At 51.3% G+C, this 23,271-nt stretch carries 18 protein-coding genes and 1 pseudogene; 11 read left to right on the top strand and 8 right to left on the bottom strand.

All coding sequences use genetic code 11. From position 1 onward, the window contains the following. Window positions 1–228: 228 nt before the first annotated feature. The 6 genes from H6973_08330 to dapF all read right to left on the bottom strand — a co-directional run bounded on the left by H6973_08330 (window position 229) and on the right by dapF (window position 8,037). Window positions 229–1,392, bottom strand: a complete 1,164-nt coding sequence (locus H6973_08330) for an ABC transporter substrate-binding protein (GenBank protein ID MCP5125629.1) — start codon at window positions 1,390–1,392, stop codon at window positions 229–231. 148 nt (window positions 1,393–1,540) lie between these two features. Continuing rightward, window positions 1,541–2,674 (bottom strand): ABC transporter substrate-binding protein, encoded by a 1,134-nt coding sequence (locus H6973_08325; GenBank protein ID MCP5125628.1) that lies wholly within the window; start codon window positions 2,672–2,674, stop codon window positions 1,541–1,543. A 161-nt stretch (window positions 2,675–2,835) separates the two neighbouring features. Beyond that, window positions 2,836–3,471 carry a class I SAM-dependent methyltransferase gene (locus tag H6973_08320; GenBank protein MCP5125627.1) on the bottom strand — a complete coding sequence of 212 codons (636 nt, stop codon included), beginning with the start codon at window positions 3,469–3,471 and terminating at the stop codon, window positions 2,836–2,838. 25 nt (window positions 3,472–3,496) lie between these two features. Continuing rightward, entirely contained in the window at window positions 3,497–5,089 is a 1,593-nt protein-coding gene (locus H6973_08315) for a hypothetical protein (protein MCP5125626.1), read from the bottom strand. After that, window positions 5,067–6,854, bottom strand: coding sequence for an MFS transporter (locus H6973_08310; GenBank protein MCP5125625.1), 1,788 nt, complete (start codon window positions 6,852–6,854; stop codon window positions 5,067–5,069). Before H6973_08310 ends, H6973_08315 begins: the two co-directional genes overlap by 23 nt. A gap of 22 nt (window positions 6,855–6,876) precedes the next feature. After that, complete coding sequence (gene dapF, locus H6973_08305; GenBank protein MCP5125624.1) at window positions 6,877–8,037, bottom strand: diaminopimelate epimerase; 1,161 nt, start codon at window positions 8,035–8,037, stop codon at window positions 6,877–6,879. Window positions 8,038–8,778: 741 nt separating this feature from the next. Here dapF and ubiH point away from each other — a divergent pair. From ubiH to H6973_08270, 7 genes are all read left to right on the top strand, one after another. Further along, window positions 8,779–10,011: a 2-octaprenyl-6-methoxyphenyl hydroxylase gene (gene ubiH / locus H6973_08300; protein MCP5125623.1), complete on the top strand. Its 1,233-nt coding sequence runs from the start codon at window positions 8,779–8,781 to the stop codon at window positions 10,009–10,011. 11 nt (window positions 10,012–10,022) lie between these two features. After that, window positions 10,023–11,252, top strand: a complete 1,230-nt coding sequence (locus tag H6973_08295; protein MCP5125622.1) for a UbiH/UbiF/VisC/COQ6 family ubiquinone biosynthesis hydroxylase — start codon at window positions 10,023–10,025, stop codon at window positions 11,250–11,252. Between the two features lie 47 nt (window positions 11,253–11,299). Continuing rightward, window positions 11,300–11,686: a Co2+/Mg2+ efflux protein ApaG gene (apaG, locus tag H6973_08290; protein MCP5125621.1), complete on the top strand. Its 387-nt coding sequence runs from the start codon at window positions 11,300–11,302 to the stop codon at window positions 11,684–11,686. A 9-nt stretch (window positions 11,687–11,695) separates the two neighbouring features. Further along, the gene (locus H6973_08285; protein MCP5125620.1) at window positions 11,696–12,304 is read left to right on the top strand and encodes a class I SAM-dependent methyltransferase; all 609 of its coding nucleotides are present in this window, start codon (window positions 11,696–11,698) and stop codon (window positions 12,302–12,304) included. A gap of 194 nt (window positions 12,305–12,498) precedes the next feature. Further along, window positions 12,499–12,879 (top strand): hypothetical protein, encoded by a 381-nt coding sequence (locus H6973_08280; GenBank protein ID MCP5125619.1) that lies wholly within the window; start codon window positions 12,499–12,501, stop codon window positions 12,877–12,879. Window positions 12,880–12,916: 37 nt separating this feature from the next. Continuing rightward, complete coding sequence (locus H6973_08275; protein ID MCP5125618.1) at window positions 12,917–14,077, top strand: hypothetical protein; 1,161 nt, start codon at window positions 12,917–12,919, stop codon at window positions 14,075–14,077. Window positions 14,078–14,138: 61 nt separating this feature from the next. Continuing rightward, a complete protein-coding gene (locus H6973_08270; protein MCP5125617.1) occupies window positions 14,139–14,591 on the top strand; it encodes a YaiI/YqxD family protein in 453 nt (150 codons plus the stop codon). Between the two features lie 32 nt (window positions 14,592–14,623). Here the strand turns inward: H6973_08270 and H6973_08265 are convergent, their stop codons facing one another. Beyond that, entirely contained in the window at window positions 14,624–15,211 is a 588-nt protein-coding gene (locus H6973_08265; protein MCP5125616.1) for a hypothetical protein, read from the bottom strand. A gap of 374 nt (window positions 15,212–15,585) precedes the next feature. On the opposite strand from H6973_08265, the gene gltB reads away from it, so the two are divergent. The 4 genes and pseudogenes from gltB to H6973_08245 all read left to right on the top strand — a co-directional run bounded on the left by gltB (window position 15,586) and on the right by H6973_08245 (window position 22,827). Next, window positions 15,586–20,061 (top strand): glutamate synthase large subunit, encoded by a 4,476-nt coding sequence (gene gltB / locus H6973_08260; protein MCP5125615.1) that lies wholly within the window; start codon window positions 15,586–15,588, stop codon window positions 20,059–20,061. Window positions 20,062–20,138: 77 nt separating this feature from the next. Further along, window positions 20,139–20,730: pseudogene (locus tag H6973_08255) on the top strand (restriction endonuclease). Continuing rightward, complete coding sequence (locus tag H6973_08250; GenBank protein MCP5125614.1) at window positions 20,731–21,384, top strand: S-adenosylmethionine-binding protein; 654 nt, start codon at window positions 20,731–20,733, stop codon at window positions 21,382–21,384. 30 nt (window positions 21,385–21,414) lie between these two features. Further along, the gene (locus tag H6973_08245) at window positions 21,415–22,827 is read left to right on the top strand and encodes an FAD-dependent oxidoreductase (protein ID MCP5125613.1); all 1,413 of its coding nucleotides are present in this window, start codon (window positions 21,415–21,417) and stop codon (window positions 22,825–22,827) included. On the opposite strand, the gene H6973_08240 is transcribed toward H6973_08245, so the two are convergent. Beyond that, window positions 22,812–23,231 (bottom strand): MerR family transcriptional regulator, encoded by a 420-nt coding sequence (locus H6973_08240; protein MCP5125612.1) that lies wholly within the window; start codon window positions 23,229–23,231, stop codon window positions 22,812–22,814. The two genes, H6973_08245 and H6973_08240, sit on opposite strands and share 16 nt — an antisense overlap. Window positions 23,232–23,271: the final 40 nt, after the last annotated feature.

Here is a 23,271-nt window from a genome sequence, read left to right as displayed (position 1 = left end):
CCTTTGCCAAGGAGGGAGGTAAATGCTTACTTAATGCTTCATGAAAAAAGTCTTCAGAGAATTCCTCCACCACTTTTGCAGCGGGGAGGAATAAATCCTTTGAGGTGCCAGCTGCTCAATGCGATGCCCCCTTATCCCAGATCGATTGAGATTTTTGGGTCTTTTTAAAAGGCCCTGCCGTCTGCCTGCGGTAAGGCTTCTTTATGGTGTAATCTCTCAAAAATCATTCTATTCTTGGTACATTTCGTCAGCGCCAGCCAGTATTTCAGCATTCAGATATAGCCCGATTATCTCGGCTGTTTTCAGGTTAAGAGCGATGGCAGGTCCTTCCTCGAACACTTGTTTGAGTTGCCTTGGTTTGGCGCCGTTGAAAATTTTCGCCATGGAAACCGCCAAGAATCGGCCAACGGGTGCGAAGCCTCCTTGCCGAGCGATGCTCATTAAAAAACCAGCTTTTACTTCTTCCGAGCCTTGTTGGGAAAAAGTCGGGATGCGATGCTTGTTAGCAATGGATATCAACTTTGGGATGGTATTAGCGTTAACGCCATTCTGTATGACCACATAGAGAGCATCAACTTGAGGGGCAAGCTCCTCAAAGCATTTGATTACACTCTTTCCAGCTACCTCAACATCAGGGATATCGTCCTTGGTAAAACATCTAGTAATCTGAAATCCTTTTTCGTTGGCAACATTCTCGATCATATCGATGGATGCGTAGGTGCGACCAACAGGAGTATTTTCATAAGCGATACCTAATTTCTTAAAGCCGATGATCTTATGAAAAATTCGGATCTGACGTTCCCAACGACCAGGATCGACACGTGCAAACACATGATCATAGCCTGAGTCACTATCGCTTGTAATAATACCTGCTCTGACTGGATCGGTCGCAGACATTACCATGACTGGTGTTTGATGTTGATTATTCGATAGATCTTGACCTGCCCAAGTACCCATGGCAATCATTAAATCAATGTCTTTCTTGGTATTCAGGCGACTAATAATGGTTTTTTTGATCACTGATCTCATATTACTATCCCAGTTAGCATTATAGTAACCATCAGCAACGAACTCGATATATTTGCTTTTGGCATTTTTGGTCAGCCAGTCCCAAAGAATTTTTGTATCTTTCTTCTCATCGTCTAAGGGTAGTTGTAAGGTAGGAATCCAACCTAAATCAACCAGACCTTTGATTGTAGCAACTAGATACGGGTAATAAGCATTAGAATCTCCTCCCTGATAGTATCCTATGCGCCATTTCTTCCCTCCCTTAGCTAGTAAGGGCTGATAGCTATAATTATCTTGGGTTGATTCCAACGACCAAGCTAGGTTAAAAGTTATTACAGAAAAATTCAAAATGAAAATTAGCAAAATTCCCTTAATGTAATTCATTGTAATCACCTTCTCGCAACATTAGCGCTTTGTTAAAAAATGATTCTTCAAGGGTTCTATGATGGAGCCAGCTAACTCGAAGAGCAACTATTAACCCAGCCTAGATGCAAAAATTCCATAGAAACCCTCGAAGAGCCAAGCCAAAAAATTATGGGCTTTCAATTGTATTGAAAATTTCATCAGCAGCTCCTAACATTACAATAGGTGGATCAAAACCAATGATTTCTGCTGTCCTTAAATTAATAGCAATTTTAGGAGGTTCTTCGAACAGCTGGCTTAATTGATTTGGCTTTGCGCCATTAAGAACCTTAGCGATAACTTTCGCTTGAAACTCACCTACATACCTAAATCCTGCCTGCGAAAGACTAAGTAAGAATCCCCATTTCACTTCAGCAGAGCCTGCTTGTGAGAACGTTGGAATATGATGCTGATTAGCAATTTCCACCATCTTAGGGATGGTATTACTATTTACACCACTTTGCTGAGTAATGTAGATGGCATCCACCTTTGAAGCCAAGTCATTAAAACATTTGATAACGCTCTTTTCTCGAGCCTCTTGATCATCTATGCTTTCGTCAAAACTAAAACATTTGACAATTTCAAAATTACGTTCATTAGCAATTTTTTCAACTTGGTCAATAGCTGAAAAGCTTCTGCCATTGATTGAATCTTCATAAATCATCCCAAGTTTATTGAAATTGATGATTTCGTGAAAAACTCTGATTTGGCGTTCGTATCGTTTAGGATCAATAGTTGCGTGCACATGCTCAAAACCAGAGTCTTCAATGCTTTTGATAATCCCCGCAGAGACTGGGTCACTAGCAGTTAGCACCAAAGTTGGAGTTCTATGTTTATCATTGGCAAAATCCTGTCCGGCTTGTGTGCCTACAGCAATCAGTAAATCGATATCTTTAGTTTGGGTAAGACGCTTCATTAAGCGAGTAACGCTTTCTGCCCTCTGTTTGCTTATCCAGTTACCTGTATAATAAGCATCTTTTGGAAATTCAAGATATTTACTTTTTGCCTTGGTAGCTAACCAATTCCAAAGGATGATGTTTTCCTCGCCAGTCTGCTTTGGTAGCTCTGCTATTTCTATCCAACCTAGTTGCATCAACCCACGCACAGTCTCGGTAAAAACCTGCTGGTAATCTGTATAAGGGCCGCCCTCATAATAAGCTATCCGCCATTTTTTCCCTTTATTAGTAGTCGGCGCTAAGCTAAAAGAAGATTCATCTACAACTTTAGAAACGGGTAAGGCTGCTTCCGCTGTTAGAACATTCATACCAAATAGATGGACATAGATAATTAATACCAACAAAAATTTGGAAAAATTTTTCATTAATTCTCTCCTCAGAAAAGTAAGTTAAAAATTTTTTAAAATCGTGTTTGCTTTGGTTTGCGAATCCTAAGTTAAATCTACATTATCTTTGTACATATGAAACATTAGGGTTCTTTACAGATATATACGGCATACTCTTCAAGCCCGTAATCGTTTCTAATAATAAAATTCCGACCAAATTTTTCGACTAAAAACCATGCTAGTTCATCAAGAGATAAATGAAACAAATCTTGATCCTCAGCCATAACCTGTTTGGATCTTAAGTTGAATGCTATCCCTTTTCTGCAATGAGGATAAATCGTCTCTATCATAGAGCAAAAATATGAAAACATAATGTTATGTGATAAATCAATTTTTTCGGTAAATACCCCATTCATGATAATATAGTCGAAACAGGGCAATAAAGCATCCTTATCTAGAATATCCATATTAAAAAAAGTATTGTTAGGATACTTTTTTTTGCTAACATTAAAAAATTCTGTAGATATCTCCAAACCACTATAATCAATATAGAGAATCTTTTTTTCATTTATATAATCAAGTAAACCAGCCGTACCACAGCCAAAATCGAGAAGTGTAATTTTACTGGCTTCAGGTTTAATTATATCAAGCATGATTTGATAACGCTTGTATGCATCATCCGCATTTTGCCAGTCTACACCTAAGTGAGTATCACCAAAACGACTTAGGCAATCTTCGTAGTGAGCAACAATGCTTGAATAAGGCTTTTCTCTCGACATAAGTTTGATTTCCCCGAAAAAGCCATTAGATAGCTAGAGTTCGGTTTTTCAGAAAATGATTACATTCTTCCGCCACTAATAGCTGCCAGTTATCTGGAAGGTTATAGTGAGGAAAAAAGTCTGGTAGCGTTTCCGTTAATCCACCCAAGTGAGCGTCTCTCACAGTTAATGAGCGCATTTGTTCAATTTGATTAGGTGATAGTCCTCCGCTCGCGATTATTTCTATCGGCCCAGCCGGTAGCAAGAAATCGCTGTCTAAACTATGCATCACTCCCTGCATGCCCGACAAATAAATACTGGTTGGAACTCGATTCACATACTCAACAAATCTGGTCTCACCCATTATTTCACTGAAAGCGCCTACCAGCGCACTCTGAATGTTGGATAAATAATCGGCCTGAAAATACCCTCCACAGCAACTGATTCCACGGGCGAAACCAATAATCGAATAACAGGTAAACAACGATGGCAACAACTTTCCTACTTGGAGGTTTCGATTAATGTCTTTAGGGTTGAATGAAAATGCCCAGAGTTCGCTTCGATCATCCCGTCCCTGCAACATTACCTGATGGTCGGTGCTACTCGTTAACATCAATGGCACTCGCCGACCGGTATTATCGACCGCCCAAAAAAAGGTCGTACCACAGCTGCCGGGATCGGATTTCTTATCACTCGGGCCTTGGCGCATACGCTTAGTTAGTCTATTTCGATCCCAACATGCTTTAGCGCCATCAAGCCGACTGAGTACCTCATCTCTGAGCGTTGGGTTAAACATAACCTGCCATATCAAACTGTTTTCATCATGCAAATCCACTTGCAACAGCTGACTGGCGATTTTCTCCAATTCCAGAAAGACCATCTCGGGAGCTTGTTCCGGCTCGCGAAAACAACGTTTCCAGATAAGGTTATTCAATATCACTGCCTGTTGCGAATAGCTCTTTAACCCCGATGCTAAGCTATTCCGATAATCCTCACCGAGAATTTTCTCAGCCGCCGCCGCCAAATTAAAAGGGATTTGCTTCGTCCGCGCCATTGTCGCAAGGCGCTGCTCTGCGCGCAAGAGCATGGCGGCGTCATAGGCCTCAACGACGCTAACCAACTGTCTTTTATGACGATCAAGAAAAACCGGCAATTTTATAGGCAGCGTAAATTTTGCAACCCCTCGGTCAGCGTGGTACAGCAATAAACCTCTCGGGAAGGTTGGATTGTTGAGCGGCACATTGCCACAAGCGAAGACCGGCACCGTGGTCGCCGGCTTACCACCCACTTCCCTGAGCGAAAACAGCAAACTACTTTGCACCGATTGCGCCAAAAAATCGACGCCATGGTGGTTAGCCGTCAGTACCGCTGGTAAAGCTTGCAATTCTTGCGCTGCTTTTTCGGCAATAGTTTCGCCTAACAACGGCGCCGTATACCGATAAACAATCTCCAACAGATCGTTACGCGGTTGTAGAGGAGGTTCGCATATCGAGAGCGACTGGCGAAGATAATTAGCCAAACCAACCGGTCCAAAGCGATCGAGAGTTCGTTTGACAACAGGGGATCGCGCACTAACCAGCGCCAAGGCCTGCTCGGCAAAACTGGAATAAAATATGTCAACTAGATGGGCTTGATTCATAGACCACCTTATTTTTGCAAATAAGTCGATCACTAGTTAAAAGAGCAAATAACACTGCGGTAGCCAGATACGCAATGCCAAAATAAGTAAGACCCTGGTTGATATCAGTGGTGGCGATCAACCAGCCAAACAGAATCGGCCCCACCATCTGGCCAATACGGCTGGAGGCGCGAAATATTCCGATAGCCCGCCCTTGACCAAGCTGTTGAGTGACATCCAATGTCAGCGCGTAAGTGGTCTGTGACGCCAGCACAAAACAACTCGACAGACCCAGTAGCAACACAGCCACCACTGTCGCAACCAAGCCAGTTAAGAAATAGAAGCTAAGAAACGCGCAACCACCCAATACGCACCCGAAAAATACGAACAATTGCTTGTTGTTTGAGGCATCAATATACTGGCTGACCAAGGGACCCAGATAAACCATGCAAAAACTGTAAAGGATCAACACGCTACCAATGATCGACTGGGACACGCCCAACCGGTCCAGATAAACCGGACCAAAGTAGTTCAACAAACCGATTACGGCAATGGCCGACGGAAGACTGCTTAACAGGATCAAGCCTAGCACATGGCGATTGATTAAAAAATTCCAATAGTGTTTAGCGGTCACTGGGGCTATGGATGGTCTTACGGCTAAGCTATAGTGTTGTTTAACTTTTTCGAGCGCCCCGCGCAGAGCTATAAAAGTATAGCCCAAGGTGAGAAATACGAGCGCCCCACTGAGTAAAAAGACCGGGCTGTAGCCAATACGCTCCGCCAGCATCGCGCCGGCCGCCGTCCCACAGATACTGCCTGCATACATACCAGCGAACAGATAGGCCAAACCACGCGCTTTATCTCTATTGTCGGTATGTACGATCACAAAGCCTTGCGAGGCCATCAACACCAGTCCATAGCCGAGACCAACTAGGCCCATCGCGATTATAAAATGCGCCGCGCTCGGTGCCAACCACGCATAAAACATGGCGCTGGCAGTGAGAGCGAGACCTGCTAGAAAGGGTTCATGCCAACCACGTCGATCCAACCAAATACCTGACACTACAATAGTGATGCTGACGCTGAAAAACATCGCAGAAATCGGCAGACCCAACACCACATCCTTGGGCAGATCCAACAGCGGTCGATAGAGATTTTTCATGTGGAGCGGGACAAAAGCCGCCGATAAGTCAACGCCAAATAAGAATAAAAATATCACTGGGCGAATACTGCCAGGATCAACTTCTGCAGACAGGCAACCAACAGGAGCGCTTGCCCCTGCCCACAGTTTCAATATTAACGTGAACAACTCGACAAAGAGCAATGAGGCAATCACCAATGTTGCAGTGATTTCAATGACGACATCCGGCAAATCAGCGGCAACTATCGAATTTATGGGCGCGACTCCGACAAAATTACTAATGTACAGGCCCATAGCCAGTAGCTGTGCCAAGCTATTGACCAAAAACAATGACCACCCCACATTGCTGAACGTCCACTGTGCTGGCGTCGGCGACGCCCGCCAAGCGACCATTGCCAGCAGCACTAAGCTGCTGCCTGATAGCACTAGCAACGCAACATGAAGTTGTTGATCGATAAATGTATCAATTGCAAGCGATGCTAGCCCTGCGTCCGGTGCCGTTGACAAGTCCGATGCATTTAGGGTCTTGGCGTATAGTCTGCTTAATGCTGTTAACGCAAAATAGCTGCTAAAAGTAAAGCTGATTAGCAACAAAATGATCGCATTGAAAGCTAGTTTTATTTTATTTATCATAACCGTTTCCAAGATCCCATTCGTTTAACAGGAACTATGTTCTGGCATAACTTTTTTCATTAAGCATTCCCCATGGAACAGAATGTTGATTATCTATATCGCTTCCTTCAGAGTTAAAAAACAACTGTCCAGTAAACAGGCGCAATGGTTGACCTTGTAGAATCCAGCCCTCATTTGTTAACTCAACCTCTTGGTGATTACCTGGCTGATACCAGTTACAGCGATGTGGAAATAAAATCAATTTGTCATTGGGGAGTAGCTGCAACTGCTTAACGATGTAAGCGATCGCTAAAGCGCCTGTACCACAGGCTAGCGTCTCACGGTAAATATTCCGTTCGTAACATCGATATTGAATAATCTCACTGTCACTATTAACACGAACAAAACTGACATTTACTCCCGAAGGAAAAATATTCTGATGATTTTTATTGATAGAAGAGCCAATATGACTAACTAGCCAAGAACCAAAGTTTCTACGCTTTTCCTTGCCATCCGCCCCAATAGGGAAAAACATAGTATTAACAATTTCAGGCGGCAGCCATTTATCGGGAAAAATAACCAAATGCGGCTCGCCGGTATAGGTGATATAGCCATCTAACAATAAGGTTGTTAAGTCGGAAAAGGGGTGTAGGTCGTGTTTGCGAAAAATGATCTTCAATTCTTTAATGACATCAAACTCTCCATATTCTCCCTGACTAGATTCAAGGCGATTCAGTGAAACAACATTATTTGGCGCTCTTCGTGGCCAACCTATGTTGCACCAACTCTTTTTTTTCTTGTCATTGAACCCGATACTAATAATTTTTGGTTGAGCCGTAGGCGCTTCAGTCATTATTCGAGACTTTTCTATGCCATGATATTGATAAAGATACTGGGCAATGCACAATAGACCATTACCACAGGAGAATGCCTCTATTCCTTTTGATTCAAATAATCTAAAAATAAAATCACCGCTTCCATCTGTGGTAGGAAGCGTCGTCCAATACTCAAAAGCCTCATTGATTTTTTTTAGTACATCTAGAGTAAGGGGTTGCACGACTAATAAACCATCTGAACCAATGCCAAAGAATACATCTCTTGCCTTGATTGAAAATAATTGCTTTTCCTGCTCTGAGAGATAGGATTTTGAGATTTCATCCAAGATGACAAAGTTGTTTCCACAATTGGAGTATTTGCTAAATGGTATCAGTTTCATCTTGACCTCCTCCCTAAAAAAAGAATGCTATTTGATTTTATTTAACATTGAAAAGTTTACAATCGATTATCAACGACCACATATCTTAGACAGTCTCCATGCTATAGTCAACTACTCTATGTTCTTTATTAAAGATTCAAAACTGCCGGCTTTAGCCGGTCAGCTTTCTATAGTAGCAGCAATGTCTCTTTTTTTATTATTGATATTAAATAAGTTTTTATGTATTGCGATTCAATACGCTGAAAAAAGAGACCGGGATTGCTGCTATAGTGAACTCTGAAAATCGGACGTGAGAGCAGGCAGATCAAGTGGAGCTGGACTGGTTGAAAAAAGTCCGGTCTGAGTCTGCTGCGATGCAGCAAGTGTGGATTTTTCCTGAAGAGTTGGTATCCGTAATCCAACCCCTGTGTCTTAGCTGGCGTGAGTCGGGCCGCCTATTACGCTCATCAACGTCCCACCCCAGCGGATGAGAATGAAACGGTGATGCTCCGATTGATCGATGCAGAATACACTCGCTATTCCTGCTTTAGCAGTCGGCGCATGATCGAATCTCTGTGGGACCGCAGATGTAAGGGCAATCGAAATCGGGTCCAGCGCTTCATGCAGCAGTTGGGGTTGGCCGGAATGGCGCCTGCTTCAGTAATTTTTATCTTGACAATGGGACCCACCGCAAATTCTATTGTAAGTTTTGAAGATTGCATATCAAATCTCGTGGGGTGTGGCGACTGGATGAGAGAGACCATGACGGAACCGAATTATGATTTGCTCATTATTGGCGGCGGCCTGGTCGGCGCCAGTCTGGCCTGCGCGCTGGAGGGGCTGAATCTGCACATTGGCCTGGTGGAAGCAGCGCCGCTGACCATCAGCGCGCATCCTAGCTATGATGATCGTACGCTGGCCCTAGCGCAAGGAACCCGGCGCATTTTTCAGACCCTGGGGCTGTGGGAAACGCTGGCTGCGGCGGTAACCCCGATCCGCCAGATTCATGTTTCCGAACGCGGCTCACCCGGTTTCGCTCATCTGGACAGCCGCGAGGAAGGCGTGGAGGCGCTGGGTTATGTGGCCGAGGCGCGCTTGGTCGGTGCGGCGCTGCTGGCAAAATTGCCCACCTTGCGGAATGTGGAGTTGCTTTGTCCAGCTCGGCTGGAAACGGTTGACATTCAACCGGAAGCGGCTTGCGCTACAGTGCGTTGCGGCGACAAGCGAGCGATGGCGCTGCGGACCCGCTTGCTGGTGGCCGCCGATGGCGCACAGTCGCCGGTGCGTCAACAATTGGGCATCGCTGCCTTACGCTGGGACTATGGTCAGCAGGCGGTCATCGCCAATGTTACCCCCGCCTTGCCCCATCGCAATGTCGCTTATGAGCGTTTCACCCCCGATGGACCCATTGCGCTGCTGCCGATGAGCGAGAATCGTTGCGCGGTGGTCTGCACGGTCAGCGATGCCGACGCGCCGGCAGTCATGGCGCTGGATGACGCTGGTTTCTTGGCACTGTTGCACAAGCGTTTCGGCGACCGGCTGGGTCCCTTCCGACGCACCGGGCAACGGCAAGCCTATCCGCTATTCCTGCTCAAGTCCCGGGAACATGCCCGCCAACGAGTCGCTATCATCGGCAACGCCGCTCATACTTTGCATCCCATCGCCGGCCAGGGCTTCAACCTCGGCATCCGCGATGTCGCGGCGCTAGCGGAAGTAATGGCTGACGCACATCATGCGGGTGAAGACCTCGGTGATTTGAATGTGCTGAATCGTTACGCCGACTGGCGGCGCTGGGATCAACGGCAAACCATCGCCTTCACTGACGCCTTGAATCGGTTGTTTATGAACCCGTTGCCACCGGTGCGCATCGCCCGCAATCTTGGGTTGCTGGCTTTTGATCTGGTTTCACCGCTCAAGCGCCGCTTTGCCCGGCAGACCATGGGTCTGGACGGACGAGTCCCGAAACTGGCGCGCGGATTAGCGCTGTCCGAGTGAGAGAGAACATCATGCGTCATACTAAAATTGACTACGATCTCATTATCGCCGGCGGCGGCATGGTCGGCTCGGCGTTGGCCTGCGCGCTGGGTGAAACGGACTTGCGCATTGCGCTGCTGGAAGGCGCACCGCTGGACTGCATTCGCCCGGAACCGGAGCCGGACTTGCGCGTCTCCGCTATCAGCCGCGCCTCGCAGCGCATCTTCGCCGCAGTAGGTGCTTGGGACGACATGACTGCTTGGCGCGTCAGCCCCTTCCGCGATATGCGAGTCTGGGATGCAACCGGCTTCGGCCACATTCATTTCGACAGTGCAACCATCGGCGAACCATTGCTGGGCTGGATCATTGAGAATCGGGTGATTCAATATACTCTGCTGGAACGGGTGCGACAGTTAGCAACGGTCGAGTTGCTGTGTCCAACGGCGCTGAAGACCGCTGAGCCGCTAAAGGGGCCGGGTTGGCGGGTGCGGTTAGACGACGGACGCGAATTCACCACTCAACTGTTGGTTGGCGCGGACGGGGCGCAATCCAAGGTCCGGCAACAGGCCGGCATCGCTACCCGTGGCTGGAGCTATGATCAGAAAGCGGTGGTGGGCAACGTCCGCACCGCTAAACCGCACCAGGCCACCGCCTGGCAGCGCTTTCTGCCCACCGGGCCATTAGCGTTTCTGCCGTTACATGACGGGCGTTGCTCGATTGTCTGGTCTACAACGCCGGAACAGGCGGATAGGCTGCTGACCCTGGACGATGCTGCGTTCGCTGAGGCTTTGGCGGAAGCGTTTGACCAACGATTGGGCGAGATCATTGAGGTTGGGCGGCGCGGCGCGTTTCCTTTGCGCCTCCAGCACACCCGCGACTACATCAGACCTGGTCTGGCGCTGATTGGCGATGCTGCGCATGTTGTACATCCTCTGGCCGGGCAGGGCGTCAATCTGGGTCTGCTGGATGCGGCGACTTTGGCCGAAGTGATCCTGGACGCTTTAACCGCCGGTCAGGAGATCGGCGCGCTCAAGGTGCTGCGTCGCTATGAGCGCTGGCGCAAGGCTGATAATCTTTTGATGCTGGGCGTGATGGATGGCTTCAAGCGGCTGTTCAGCAATTCGCTGCCCACAGTGGGGCTGCTGCGTAACCTCGGTCTCAGCCTGACCGACGCCGCAGGCCCGCTGAAGAACCTGATCGCCCGCCGCGCCATGGGGCTGGAAGGTGATTTGCCGCGCCTGGCACGGGACCTGCTTTCATAAAAATATTTTCTCATATCCACCATAAACTATCGGAAGCCCTGCATCCTATGGAGAAGAAAAACACCAATTACAGCATCAAGGTTGCCGTACAGGCTTTCTATCTGGAAGAACAATCCGATCCGGCGCATGATCGCTATGTCTTTGCCTATACGGTGTTGATTCAGAACCAGGGCAATGTCGCCGCCCGGTTGCTCAGCCGCCATTGGATCATTACTGACGCTAACAGCAAGGTTGAGGAGGTGCGCGGCGAAGGTGTGGTCGGTGAACAACCTTACCTGCGTCCTGGCGAAGGTTTCCAATACACCAGCGGCGCTATATTGGACACCTCCGTTGGCAGTATGCAGGGCAGCTATCAGATGTTGGCTGACGATGGCGCCACTTTCGACGCAGAAATTCCGCCGTTTGTGCTCTCCATCCCGCGCACCCTGCATTAGGCCGCAGCCGTGACCTTGCGTTATACCTACACGGTGTTTGCCCCAATCTATGATGTTTTCGTCGCGCCTTTTACTGCCGGAATGCGGCAACGCAGCCTGGCCACGTTGCGCGATGGACCCCATGACGAAGTGCTGCTGATCGGGATCGGTAGCGGGCTGGATGTGCCGTTGCTGCCCGTTGGACCGCGCTATACCGGACTGGATTTGACGCCGGCTATGCTGGCGCGCGCCCGGCGCAAGGCGTTCCGCCTGGGGCTGGACCTTCATCTCGATGAAGGTGACGCGCGCGCTTTACCTTATCCCACCGCCGCATTCGACGTGGTGGTGCTGCATTTAATTCTAGCCGTGACTCCGCATCCGGAAAAAGTGCTGGTCGAAGCTGCACGGGTGTTGCGACCTGGTGGACGGGCGCTCATCCTCGACAAATTCCTGCGCCCCGGACAGCGTGCGCCGGTCCGGCGATTGATCAGCCCGTTATTGGGCTTGCTAGCGACCCGCACGAATGTAGTATTGGAACAGATCCTGCCCCACGCGCCGGGATTGGAAATGGTATCCAATGAGCCGACCTTGGCGGGTGGCTGGTTCCGGCAAATCCTGCTACGCAAAACTGGGAACTGAATGCAGATTCAATATTATACTTCAAGTGATGCGTTCTAATTTTTGCATATCTCATTGCGCGCATTGATAACCCGAGTCGTTTATGGATGGATTCTTTTAGCTCGTCAAGCAAAAGCAACCATTGGCGGAGGCCGCCCGCTATTCGCCAGCAAAGCGCCAAGCCGCTGAGTACTGCTTTTATCGGTCTGGTTCTGGTGCTTTGGCCCTGGAGACTCACTGCTCAGGAGTTAATCGTCAATGAATCAGTGCACAATGCTCGAATCAGTCAGAATGAGGCCCGCTTGTTTTTCACCATGCGGCTGCCGCTCTGGGAAAATAACCTGCCGGTAAAAGTGTTCGTGCTGCCCGACGATCATCCGTTGCATCGTCAATTCGCCAAAAACGTTCTCGGTCTATTTCCATATCAGTTGCGACAGGTTTGGGATCGTCAAATCTTTTCTGGAACCGGACAAGCGCCCATCACCGTAGCGACCGAACAAGAAATGATTAAACGGGTAGCGTCTACGCCCGGGGGCATCGGCTATGTGGAATCCGCACCGGCATATTCTCAGGTCCGAACGCTGGAGGTTCGTTGAAGTGCGTCATTTATTACTCATCACCGCATTTCTGGCGATGCTCGGTCCGACAAGCGCACATGCCGAGGGATCCGAATCGATTTGGGATGGTCTGCAAGTCCATGGCTTTGCCAGTCAGGCGGCGATCTGGACCAGCGATAATCGTTTTTTTGGCAACAGCCCGGAAACCTCCTTCGCTTTCACCGAGATTGGACTGAATGCTTCGCTGCCAATCAATCCGCGTATCCTCCTTTCCGGTCAATTACTGGCTCGACGAGCGGGCGATATGTATGACGGAACGCCAGAGCTGGACTACGGACTGGCTGACATCACACTGGCGTCCTCAAACGAACAGCGCTGGGGAGTTCGCGTCGGGCGCGTCAAAAATCCTCTGGGGATTTATAACGAAACCCGTGATGTGCCTTTCACTCGTCCGGGCATTTTTCTTCCTCAAGTGATCTATTACGACAAAATCCGCAACCTAGCGCTTTCCACCGATGGTTTAATGTTCTACGGCGAGTCTTACATCGATCAGGGCGCATTATCGCTAACCTTGGGTGGTGGTCAGCCAGTCATCGACGACAATGTTGGATGGACTTTCCTTCGTAATAACTACGATGGCGAATTCCAAACCGACAATAAAACAGGACTGGTCCAGCTCTGGTATTCAACGCCAGGAGAGCGATTCAAGTTTGGTCTCAGCGGTATCATGCTGTCCTTGCGATTCGATCCTGGTCAGCATTCGCCGCTGAGATCCGGAACCACAGATATTTTCTACTGGATTGCTTCCATCCAATACGACACTGAGGATTGGACCCTGTCCGCCGAGTACCTCCGCGAGCCTTTAGCGTGGGGCGATTATGGCCCATTTTTTCCGAATTTTAAAACTACTGTCGAGGGTTACTACTTGCAGGGAACCTACCGGATCCGGCCAAATATCGAGCTACTGATGCGTTATGAAGAGGGTTTTGCTAACCGGAATGACCGGGACGGCGTTCGGTTCTCAACCAGGACTGGTGGACTGTTCCCACCGTTTGCCGGCTTCTCCAAGATCTGGACAGCGGGCCTGCGCTGGGACATCAACCGACAGTGGATGGTGCGGGCCGAATATCAGCGGCATCACGGAACTTTCGTGTTGTCATTCCGGGAAAATCCCGATCTTGGCCAATTGCGCGAATACTGGAACCTGTTTGCCGTACAAGCCGCGTTCCGCTTTTGAGAAAGACATCATCGCCTAATCAAAGTCAGCCGGGCTGATTTGAAATGATTTACGAACGCTCATGCAAATCTGGATTGACGCGGATGCTTGTCCGGCGCCGGTGAAAGCCATTGTATTTCGCGCTTCGCAACGGGTCCGGATACCTGTCACCCTGGTAGCCAATCAAAGAGCGCAAAAACCCGCTTTACCGCTGATCAAGGTGGTGCAGGTTAGCCAGGGTTTCGACGCGGCGGATGACTATATCGTTGCAAACGCTACCGCTAGCGATCTGGTGATCACCGCCGATATTCCACTAGCGGCGCGATTGGTTGCGCAAGGCATCCCGGCCCTGAACCCACGCGGCGAGTTGTACACGGCGGATAATATTCAGGAACGACTGGCCTTGCGCAATTTTAAAGAAGAGTTGCGGTCGGCAGGCAGCATAACCGGTGGCCCAGCGCCTTATCACGACCGCGATAAGCAAGCCTTCGCCAATAGCCTGGATCGTTGGCTAACCCAGCGCCGGGCCGGTTAATCCAGCATTTTCTTAGCCCATCGGATTTGCTTCTAGAACAACTCGATATCTTCCTCGTCATCATGGGCGGCGCTAGCCTTACGTTTCTTTTCCTCTATGCCCTCAATGTAAATCGCCAGTGCCTGTTTGACGCTTTTCCCCTCCATTACCGCTTCAAACATCAAGCGTTCCTCTTCCATGGTATAGCGCGATTTGATTTTTTCCTGCATACCCAGCCATTCATACGGGTTATACAGCCGCTTGGCGTCGGAAACCAGGTTGGCCAGCGAACCCAGGCTGGAGGTAACATGACTCAAACGCTGAGTCAGCTTGTCGTAGAACTGAAAGGCGACAATCGCTGAGCGCATCATCTCACTGATCGTCGAGCAGCTTTCAATCATGGCCGTTTTGGCCGCCTCATTCTCTGGCGTATCCGGCAGAGAGGCAGCCGTTCTTTCAATCATCTTGACCTGACCGACCATCGAAGTGAAGGAATTGCTCAGCGCCTCCACCGAGCCATCGCTGTCGCGCATGGATACTTCGATTTGTGCAACGGAAAGCGCCAGCATCAAAATGGTCTCGCGGATCTGGCTCCAGTCCAAGTCGGGATTGCGCGCGGTCGAACCCTGCACTTCAATCATGTTGTTCTCCTCAAAATCGTGAGAGGGTGGTGATAAACTCCCGCCCTTGGCAGATAGGGCGGGCCAACACGAACCATTGTAGGCTCTAGCGCGATCATCACGAAGCAAACCTTCCCGCCAGCGCACTGATGTTGATCATACCTAAACCTTCAGCGCTAGTTCTTCGCGCGAATGACAAGTATTTCCCCCAGAGAAAATAATTATAATTCAAATGTGTAATCTTTGCCGACAGTGAAGGTTTTGCTAATCCATTCTAGTAACGCCGACCCGGCTCATTGTTTGCATATTATCCGGTCATTTCCCCACCCCCGCCCCCTCAAGAGGACAGGGAAGTCGACTGGATGTTTGCCTCACCACTGCGGAGTGATTGATTGATGCATACCCCCTCCTCCTCTCTCCTACCGGCGCAGAGCCTTTATCGGCCTGAATTTGAGCGAGACAGTTGCGGTTTCGGCCTGATGGCGCAGATGGATAATCAACCAAGCCACTGGTTGGTGCAAACCGCCATCGCTTCGCTGGCCCGTTTGACCCATCGTGGTGCAGTCGCCGCCGATGGCAAATCCGGTGATGGTTGTGGGTTGCTGATGCGCAAACCGGATGCCTTCCTGCGCCGGGTGGCCGCTGAATCAGGCATTATCCTGGGAGAATATTATGGGGTCGGCATGGTGTTTCTCAACCGCGATCCCGGCATGGCCGCCGCCGCCCGCGCTGATTTGCAAGCACACTTGGAAAAGGAGGGATTGATTGTCGCTGGCTGGCGCACCGTTCCGGTGAATCCCGAGGCGTGTGGCGACGAATCGCGCAACACCCTGCCGCAAATCGAGCAGATTTTTGTCAACCCATCTGCCGACATGTCCGCCGAGGCGTTCGAGCGGCATCTGTTTGTCGCCCGCCGCCGCGCCAATGTGCAAATCAGTCAGCGTGACCCTGTTTATTACGTTCTGTCCCTGTCGGGTCGGGTGATCAGCTACAAAGGGTTGGTCATGCCCGCCAACTTGCCGGTGTTCTACCCAGACCTCAACGACCCCGGCTTGGAGTCCTCAATTTGTCTGTTCCATCAGCGCTTTTCCACCAACACTCTACCGCAATGGTGGCTGGCGCAACCCTTCCGCTATTTGGCGCACAACGGCGAAATCAACACCATTTGCGGCAACCGCAACTGGACCGCCGCTCGCAGCCATGTGTTTTCTTCCCCCCTGCTGCCAGACATGGCGGAAATCCGTCCCTTGGTCAATATGCACGGCTCCGACTCCAGTTCGCTGGACAACATGCTGGAAATGCTGGTGATGGGCGGCATGGACATTTTCCGCGCCATGCGCCTGCTGATTCCGCCGGCTTGGCAGAACGTCGAACACATGGACCCGGATTTGCGAGCCTTTTACGAATTCAACTCCATGCATCTCGAACCCTGGGACGGTCCCGCCGGCATCGTGCTCACTGATGGCCGTTATGCGGGCTGCGTTCTGGATCGCAATGGCCTGCGCCCGGCGCGTTATGTCATTACCAAAGATCGCCATCTGACCATCGCCTCGGAAATCGGCGTTTACGACTATGCGCCTGAGGACGTCGTGGCCAAGGGCCGGATGCGGCCTGGGGAAATGTTGGCGGTGGATGTCGAAACGGGTCAACTGTTAACCCCGACCGATATCGACAACGACCTCAAGAGCCGCCACCCCTACCGGCGCTGGCTGCGCGGCAACATTCAACGCCTGCGTTCTCTGTACAAGGATGAGCCGAAGCCGGAGTCGCTGACTCCGGAAATGCTGAATACTGTTCAGAAACTGTTCGGCGTGACGTTTGAGGAGCGCGATCAAGTCTTGCGCGTACTGGCCGAAGCCGGTCAGGAAGCCATCGGTTCCATGGGCGATGATACGCCGTTCGCCGTGCTGTCGGAGCGTCCGCGCTCGTTGTACGACTACTTCCGCCAGCAGTTCGCTCAAGTCACCAATCCGCCGATCGATCCCCTGCGCGAAGCGGTGGTCATGTCGCTGGAAACTTGTCTCGGCGTTGAATGCAATCTGTTCGAGGAAAGTCCGGCCTACGCGCCTCGGCTGACCGCCAACTCGCCGGTGATGACCGAGGGCCGGATGCGGGCGTTGCTGGCCAATCCTGACGGCCGCTATCCGCACCAGCGCATCGAATTGAATTACCCGGCGGGCGAAGGATTACAGACCGCCATTGAGCGGATTTGCGATGAAGCCGTAGCGGCGGCGCGAAATGGCGCCGTGTTGCTGATCCTGTCGGATCGCGCCATTGCGCCCGACCGGGTGCCGATTCACGCCTTGCTGGCGACCGGAGCCGTGCACCATCGCCTGGTGCGGGACGGCGTGCGCTGCGATGTGAACCTGCTGATCGAGACCGGCACAGCGCGTGACCCGCATCAAATGGCCGTGCTGATCGGCTACGGCGCAACGCTGGTGCATCCCTGGCTGGCTTATGACGTGCTGAACGACCTGTCGCGCACCGGGGAAATCACGGATCGCGACTTTCCTACTCTAGTCGAGAATTACCGTAAAGGTATCAGTAAGGGCCTGTACAAGATCATCTCCAAGATGGGGATTTCCACTATCAACAGCTATCGCGGCGCGCAGTTGTTCGAGATCGTTGGTCTGCATGACGAGGTGGTGAATCTCTGTTTCAAGGACACCGCCAGCCGCATCCAGGGCGCGCGTTTTGCCGATCTGGAAACCGAGCAAACCGAACTTGCGCGGCGGGCCTGGAAGCGTCGGCAAGGGATCGACCCTGGCGGGTTGCTGAAATACATCCACGGCGGCGAGTACCACGCCTACAATCCGGATGTGGTGTACGCCCTGCAAAAAGCAGTGAACAGTGGCGACTATGCCGACTATCAGGAATACGCTCGCTTGGTCAACGAGCGGCCAGCAGCGGCCCTGCGCGACCGGTTCCGCTTGAAACCAGTGGGCCAGCCGATCCCATTGGACGACGTGGAATCGCTGGAAAACATTCTGCCGCGTTTCGATTCGGCGGGCATGTCGCTGGGCGCGTTGTCCCCGGAAGCGCATGAGGCGCTGGCGGTGGCCATGAACCGCCTGGGCGGACGCTCCAACTCTGGCGAGGGCGGCGAGGACCCGGTGCGTTACGGCACCGAGAAGATGTCCAAGATCAAGCAGGTCGCTTCCGGGCGCTTTGGCGTCACCCCGGCTTACCTGGTCAACGCCGAGGTGTTGCAGATCAAGGTCGCCCAGGGCGCCAAACCCGGCGAGGGCGGACAGCTCCCCGGCGATAAGGTCAACGCCACGATTGCCCGGTTGCGTTATTCCAAACCCGGCGTGGCGCTGATTTCGCCGCCGCCGCACCACGATATTTATTCGATTGAAGACCTAGCGCAACTGATCTTCGATCTCAAGCAGATTAATCCCCAGGCGCTGGTCTCGGTGAAGCTGGTCGCCGAAGCGGGCGTCGGCACCATCGCCGCCGGCGTGGCCAAAGCGTATGCCGATTTGATCACCATTTCCGGTTACGACGGCGGCACCGGCGCTTCCCCGCTGACCTCGGTTAAATATGCTGGTTCGCCCTGGGAGCTAGGGCTGAGCGAGACCCATCAGACTTTGCGCATGAACCACCTGCGCGACAAGGTGCGGTTGCAAACCGATGGCGGATTGAAAACCGGCTTGGACGTGATCAAGGCCGCCATTCTCGGCGCGGAAAGTTTCGGGTTCGGCACTGCGCCGATGGTGGCGCTGGGCTGCAAGTACTTGCGCATCTGCCATCTCAACAACTGCGCCACCGGAGTCGCCACCCAGAATAACGTGCTGCGGCTGAACCACTTCCGGGGTACAGCAGAGAAGGTCATGAACTATTTCCGCTTTGTCGCTCAGGAAACGCGGGAGATTATGGCCGAACTGGGCATTCGTCGGTTTGAAGACCTGATTGGCCGCACCGAGTTGTTGGAAATCCTGCCCGGCGAAGGCGGTAAACAGGGGGGTCTTGATTTATCACCGCTGCTGTCGGACGCCGGTTTGCTGCTGAAACATCCGCAATTCTGCATCGAACCACGCAACGAGCCGTTTGATAAAGGCGAATTAGCCGAGCAGATGGTGGCGGATGCGTTGCCCGCGATTAAAAGCAAAACCGGCGGCGAATTCCACTATGCGGTTAAGAACATTCACCGTTCCATTGGCGCCCGGTTATCCGGTGAAATTGCCCGCCGGCATGGCAACCTGGGGATGGAGAATGCGCCGATCACGCTACGGTTGACCGGTATAGCGGGACAGAGTTTTGGCGTATGGAACGCCGGCGGCTTGCATCTTTACCTGGAAGGCGATGCCAATGATTATGTCGGCAAGGGCATGGCCGGCGGCAAGCTGGTCATTTACCCACCGCGTGACAGCGCATTCGCCAGCCAGGAGACGCCCATTATTGGCAATACCTGCCTGTATGGCGCGACCGGCGGTACGCTGTATGCTGCCGGGACAGCGGGCGAGCGGTTCGCCGTGCGCAACTCCGGGACGCTGGCGATTGTCGAGGGGGTAGGCGATCATGGCTGCGAGTACATGACCGGCGGCGTAGTGGTGGTGCTGGGGGAAACCGGGGTGAATTTCGGTGCGGGCATGACTGGCGGTTTCGCCTTCGTGCTGGATGAGCGCAATGCCTTTGTCGACTGCTACAACCATGAATTGATCGACATCCACCGCATCGCCACCGAGAACATGGAGCCGCAACGGAATTATCTGTTGGAGTTGATCGAGGATTACGTCACGGAAACCGGCAGCGCCTGGGGCCAGGCGATTCTGGATGATTTCCGCTACTACGCCAGCCGGTTCTGGCTGATCAAACCGAAGGCGGCTGATCTCAAGTCGCTGGTCGGCGCGTTGCGCGAAGCGGCGTAAGCGCGGGGTTTTCAGAGCGGGAGACCGCTTTGAAAACCTGATGTTTTCCTGATTAGCTGGAGTATGATAAAAAGACTATGAGTATTGATTTTCTTCCAGCATTTATTCGAGAAAATTATGAGATTCATGAATGGAAACATGCATGTGCAATCTTGAAAGAAGATTTTTCAAATGAATGGCAGGATGTTATTTCAGTACTAACAGCATTTCGGCTAAGAAAAAGCTGGATAACTAATCCTGGTGGAAGAAAATCAAAAATTTCTGAGTTTATTGACAACTTTCTCTATGAACAGGGATGGGTTGAGAAAGAATTCAAAACTCAAGTTGTCGTCGATGAAAAGACAACAGACTCTCCAACGCATAAAGTCGATTGTTTTAAAAATCGAGTTGCATTAGAGATTGAATGGAATAACAAAGATCCCTTTTATGACAGAGATCTAAACAATTTTAGACTTTTGTTTGATCTTCGAGCAATTTAGTGTTGGGATTATCATTACAAGGTGTGATGAGTTGCAAGATATTTTCAATGAATTAGGTCGTGGCTCCTCTTATGGCACATCAACGACGCACATGGGTAAGCTCGTTCCAAGAATTGAAGGTGGTAGTGGTGCGGGATGCCCAATTTTAGTTTTTGGAATCTCAAAATCACTTTATATCGAGGATGATTAAATGGATAGCAACGCCTCTGAAGATCTTTTACAAACCGTTGGCGACCGCAAATTCGCTACTACTCTCGCTGATCCGCCCTGGCAATTTACCAATCGCACGGGAAAAATGGCCCCAGAGCATAAACGATTGCAACGCTACCCAACTATGCCGATTGAAGATAGTAAAGAACTACCGATTCAAACAATTGCACAAGATAACGCACACTTATATTTATGGGTTCCCAACGCACTACTTAGTCTCGGATTACAAGTGATGGAGCAATGGGGGTTCACTTATAAAACCAATATTATTTGGTATAAAACTCGCAAAGATGGTGGTCCTGATCGAAGAGGAGTGGGTTTTTACTTTAGAAATGTAACTGAAATGATTCTTTTTGGTGTGCGCGGAAAAAATGTTAGGACTCTTCAACCGGGTAGAAGCCAAGAGAATATCATCGTTTCCATGAAACAGGAACATAGTAGAAAGCCTGATGAACAGTATGAAATTATTGAAGCGTGTAGCAATGGTCCTTATATAGAATTGTTTGCTCGCGGTCCACGAACCGGTTGGTTTGTCTGGGGTAATCAGGCAGAAGAATATAGTCCTGACTGGCCTACTTATTCTAATCATTCCCAGCTATCTACAATTTTAAATTCACAAGAAAGTCTTTTTTAATTCTGGAATCCAACAAATTGAGTTTTAGCTATGTCCCAAGCCAAACCCCTGTTGTTCATTGAAACCCCCCGCCAGGACCCGGATAAGAAACCGGCTCGTGAGCGCGTTCTCGAATTCAAGGAAATTTACGGACAGTTCAATGCGGACTCCGCTGCCGCCCAGGCCGGTCGCTGTCTGCATTGTGGCAATCCCTATTGTGAGTGGAAATGCCCGGTTCATAACTACATCCCCAACTGGTTGCAACTGATTGCCGAGGGCAATCTATTTGAAGCCGCTGAACTCTCGCATCGCACCAACTCGCTGCCGGAAATGTGTGGCCGGGTTTGCCCGCAGGATCGGCTGTGCGAAGGCGACTGCACCCTGAACGATGGCTTTGGCGCGGTCACCATCGGCTCGATTGAAAAATACATCACCGACGAGGCGCTCAAAGCCGGTTGGCGACCGGATATGTCGCAAGTCACGCCGACTGGTAAGCGCGTCGCGATTATCGGCGCGGGGCCAGCGGGCCTGGGTTGCGCCGATATTCTGGTCCGCAACGGGGTCAAGCCGGTGGTGTTCGACCGCTATCCGCAAATCGGTGGCCTGCTGACCTTCGGCATTCCACCGTTTAAATTGGAAAAAGAAGTGGTGCAAACCCGCCGCGAGATCATGGAAGGCATGGGCGTGGAATTCGTGCTGAACACCGAGATTGGCCGTGACCTGCCGTTTCAGCGTCTGCTGGTTGAATACGACGCTGTGTTTCTCGGCATGGGGACGTACACTTATATGAAAGGCGGTTTCCCCGGCGAGAATCTGCCCGGCGTCCATGAGGCGCTGCCCTATTTGATCGCCAACATTAACCGCGTACTGGGGCTGGAAAAGGACCTTGACGAATTCGTCGATATGCAAAGCCAGCGCGTGGTGGTGCTCGGTGGTGGCGATACTGCGATGGATTGCAACCGTACTGCGATTCGCCAGGGCGCGGCCAGCGTGACCTGCGCCTATCGCCGCGATGAGGCGAACATGCCGGGTTCCCGCCGCGAAGTCGCCAATGCGAAGGAAGAAGGCGTGCGCTTTCTGTGGAACCGTCAGCCGCTGGAAATCGTGGGCGATGACCGGGTGGAAGGCGTCAAAGTGTGCGCCACGCGGCTGGGCGCGCCCGACGCCAAAGGCCGGCGCGCGCCGGAAATCCTCCCCGGCTCCGAGGAAGTGCTCCCGGCGGACCGGGTGATCATCGCCTTTGGCTTCCAGCCCAACCCCGCGCCGTGGTTCAGCGAATTCGGCATCGCGGTCGACTTGCGGGGCCGGGTGCAGGCTTCGCCCAAGGGACGATTCAAATTCCAGACTCGTAATCCTAAGGTCTTTGCCGGCGGCGACATGGTGCGTGGTTCCGACCTGGTGGTGACCGCCGTGTTCGAGGGTCGGGAAGCGGCGGAGGGCATTCTTGATTATCTGGAGGTATGAACATCCTCTTGAAAGACGCCAAGAATCGGGCAGGGTTCGGTCGGTTGGCCATGGGTGCAATCGGCGATGCGCTCGACCAGTACCCGGCGCATGGCCTGCAAATCGGCAATGCGCGCATCCAGGTCAGCCACCTTGATCTCGGCCAGAGCGCGCGCCTGATCCCGATCCCGGAACGTGTCCAAAGCAAGCAGTTGTGCAATCTCATCCAGCGTGAAACCCAGCCGCTGCGCCCGACGAATAAAGCACAGTCGATTAGAGTCAGCGTTTGAATAGCGGCGAATCGTCCCGTAAGGGCGCTCAGGCGTCGTCAGCAAGCCGCGCCGCTGGTAGTAACGCACAGTCTCAACGTGGACTCCAGCGGCTTTGGCTAACTCACCCACCGTTAGCGCAGCGGATTTTTTCATGCTTGACTCCGTACTCGGGTACGGAGCTAAAAATAGCATG

It is taken from the genome of Gammaproteobacteria bacterium, from assembly GCA_024235095.1.
Classification (GTDB): Bacteria; Pseudomonadota; Gammaproteobacteria; order Competibacterales; family Competibacteraceae; genus UBA2383.
This window is presented reverse-complemented; position numbering and strand designations above follow the sequence as displayed.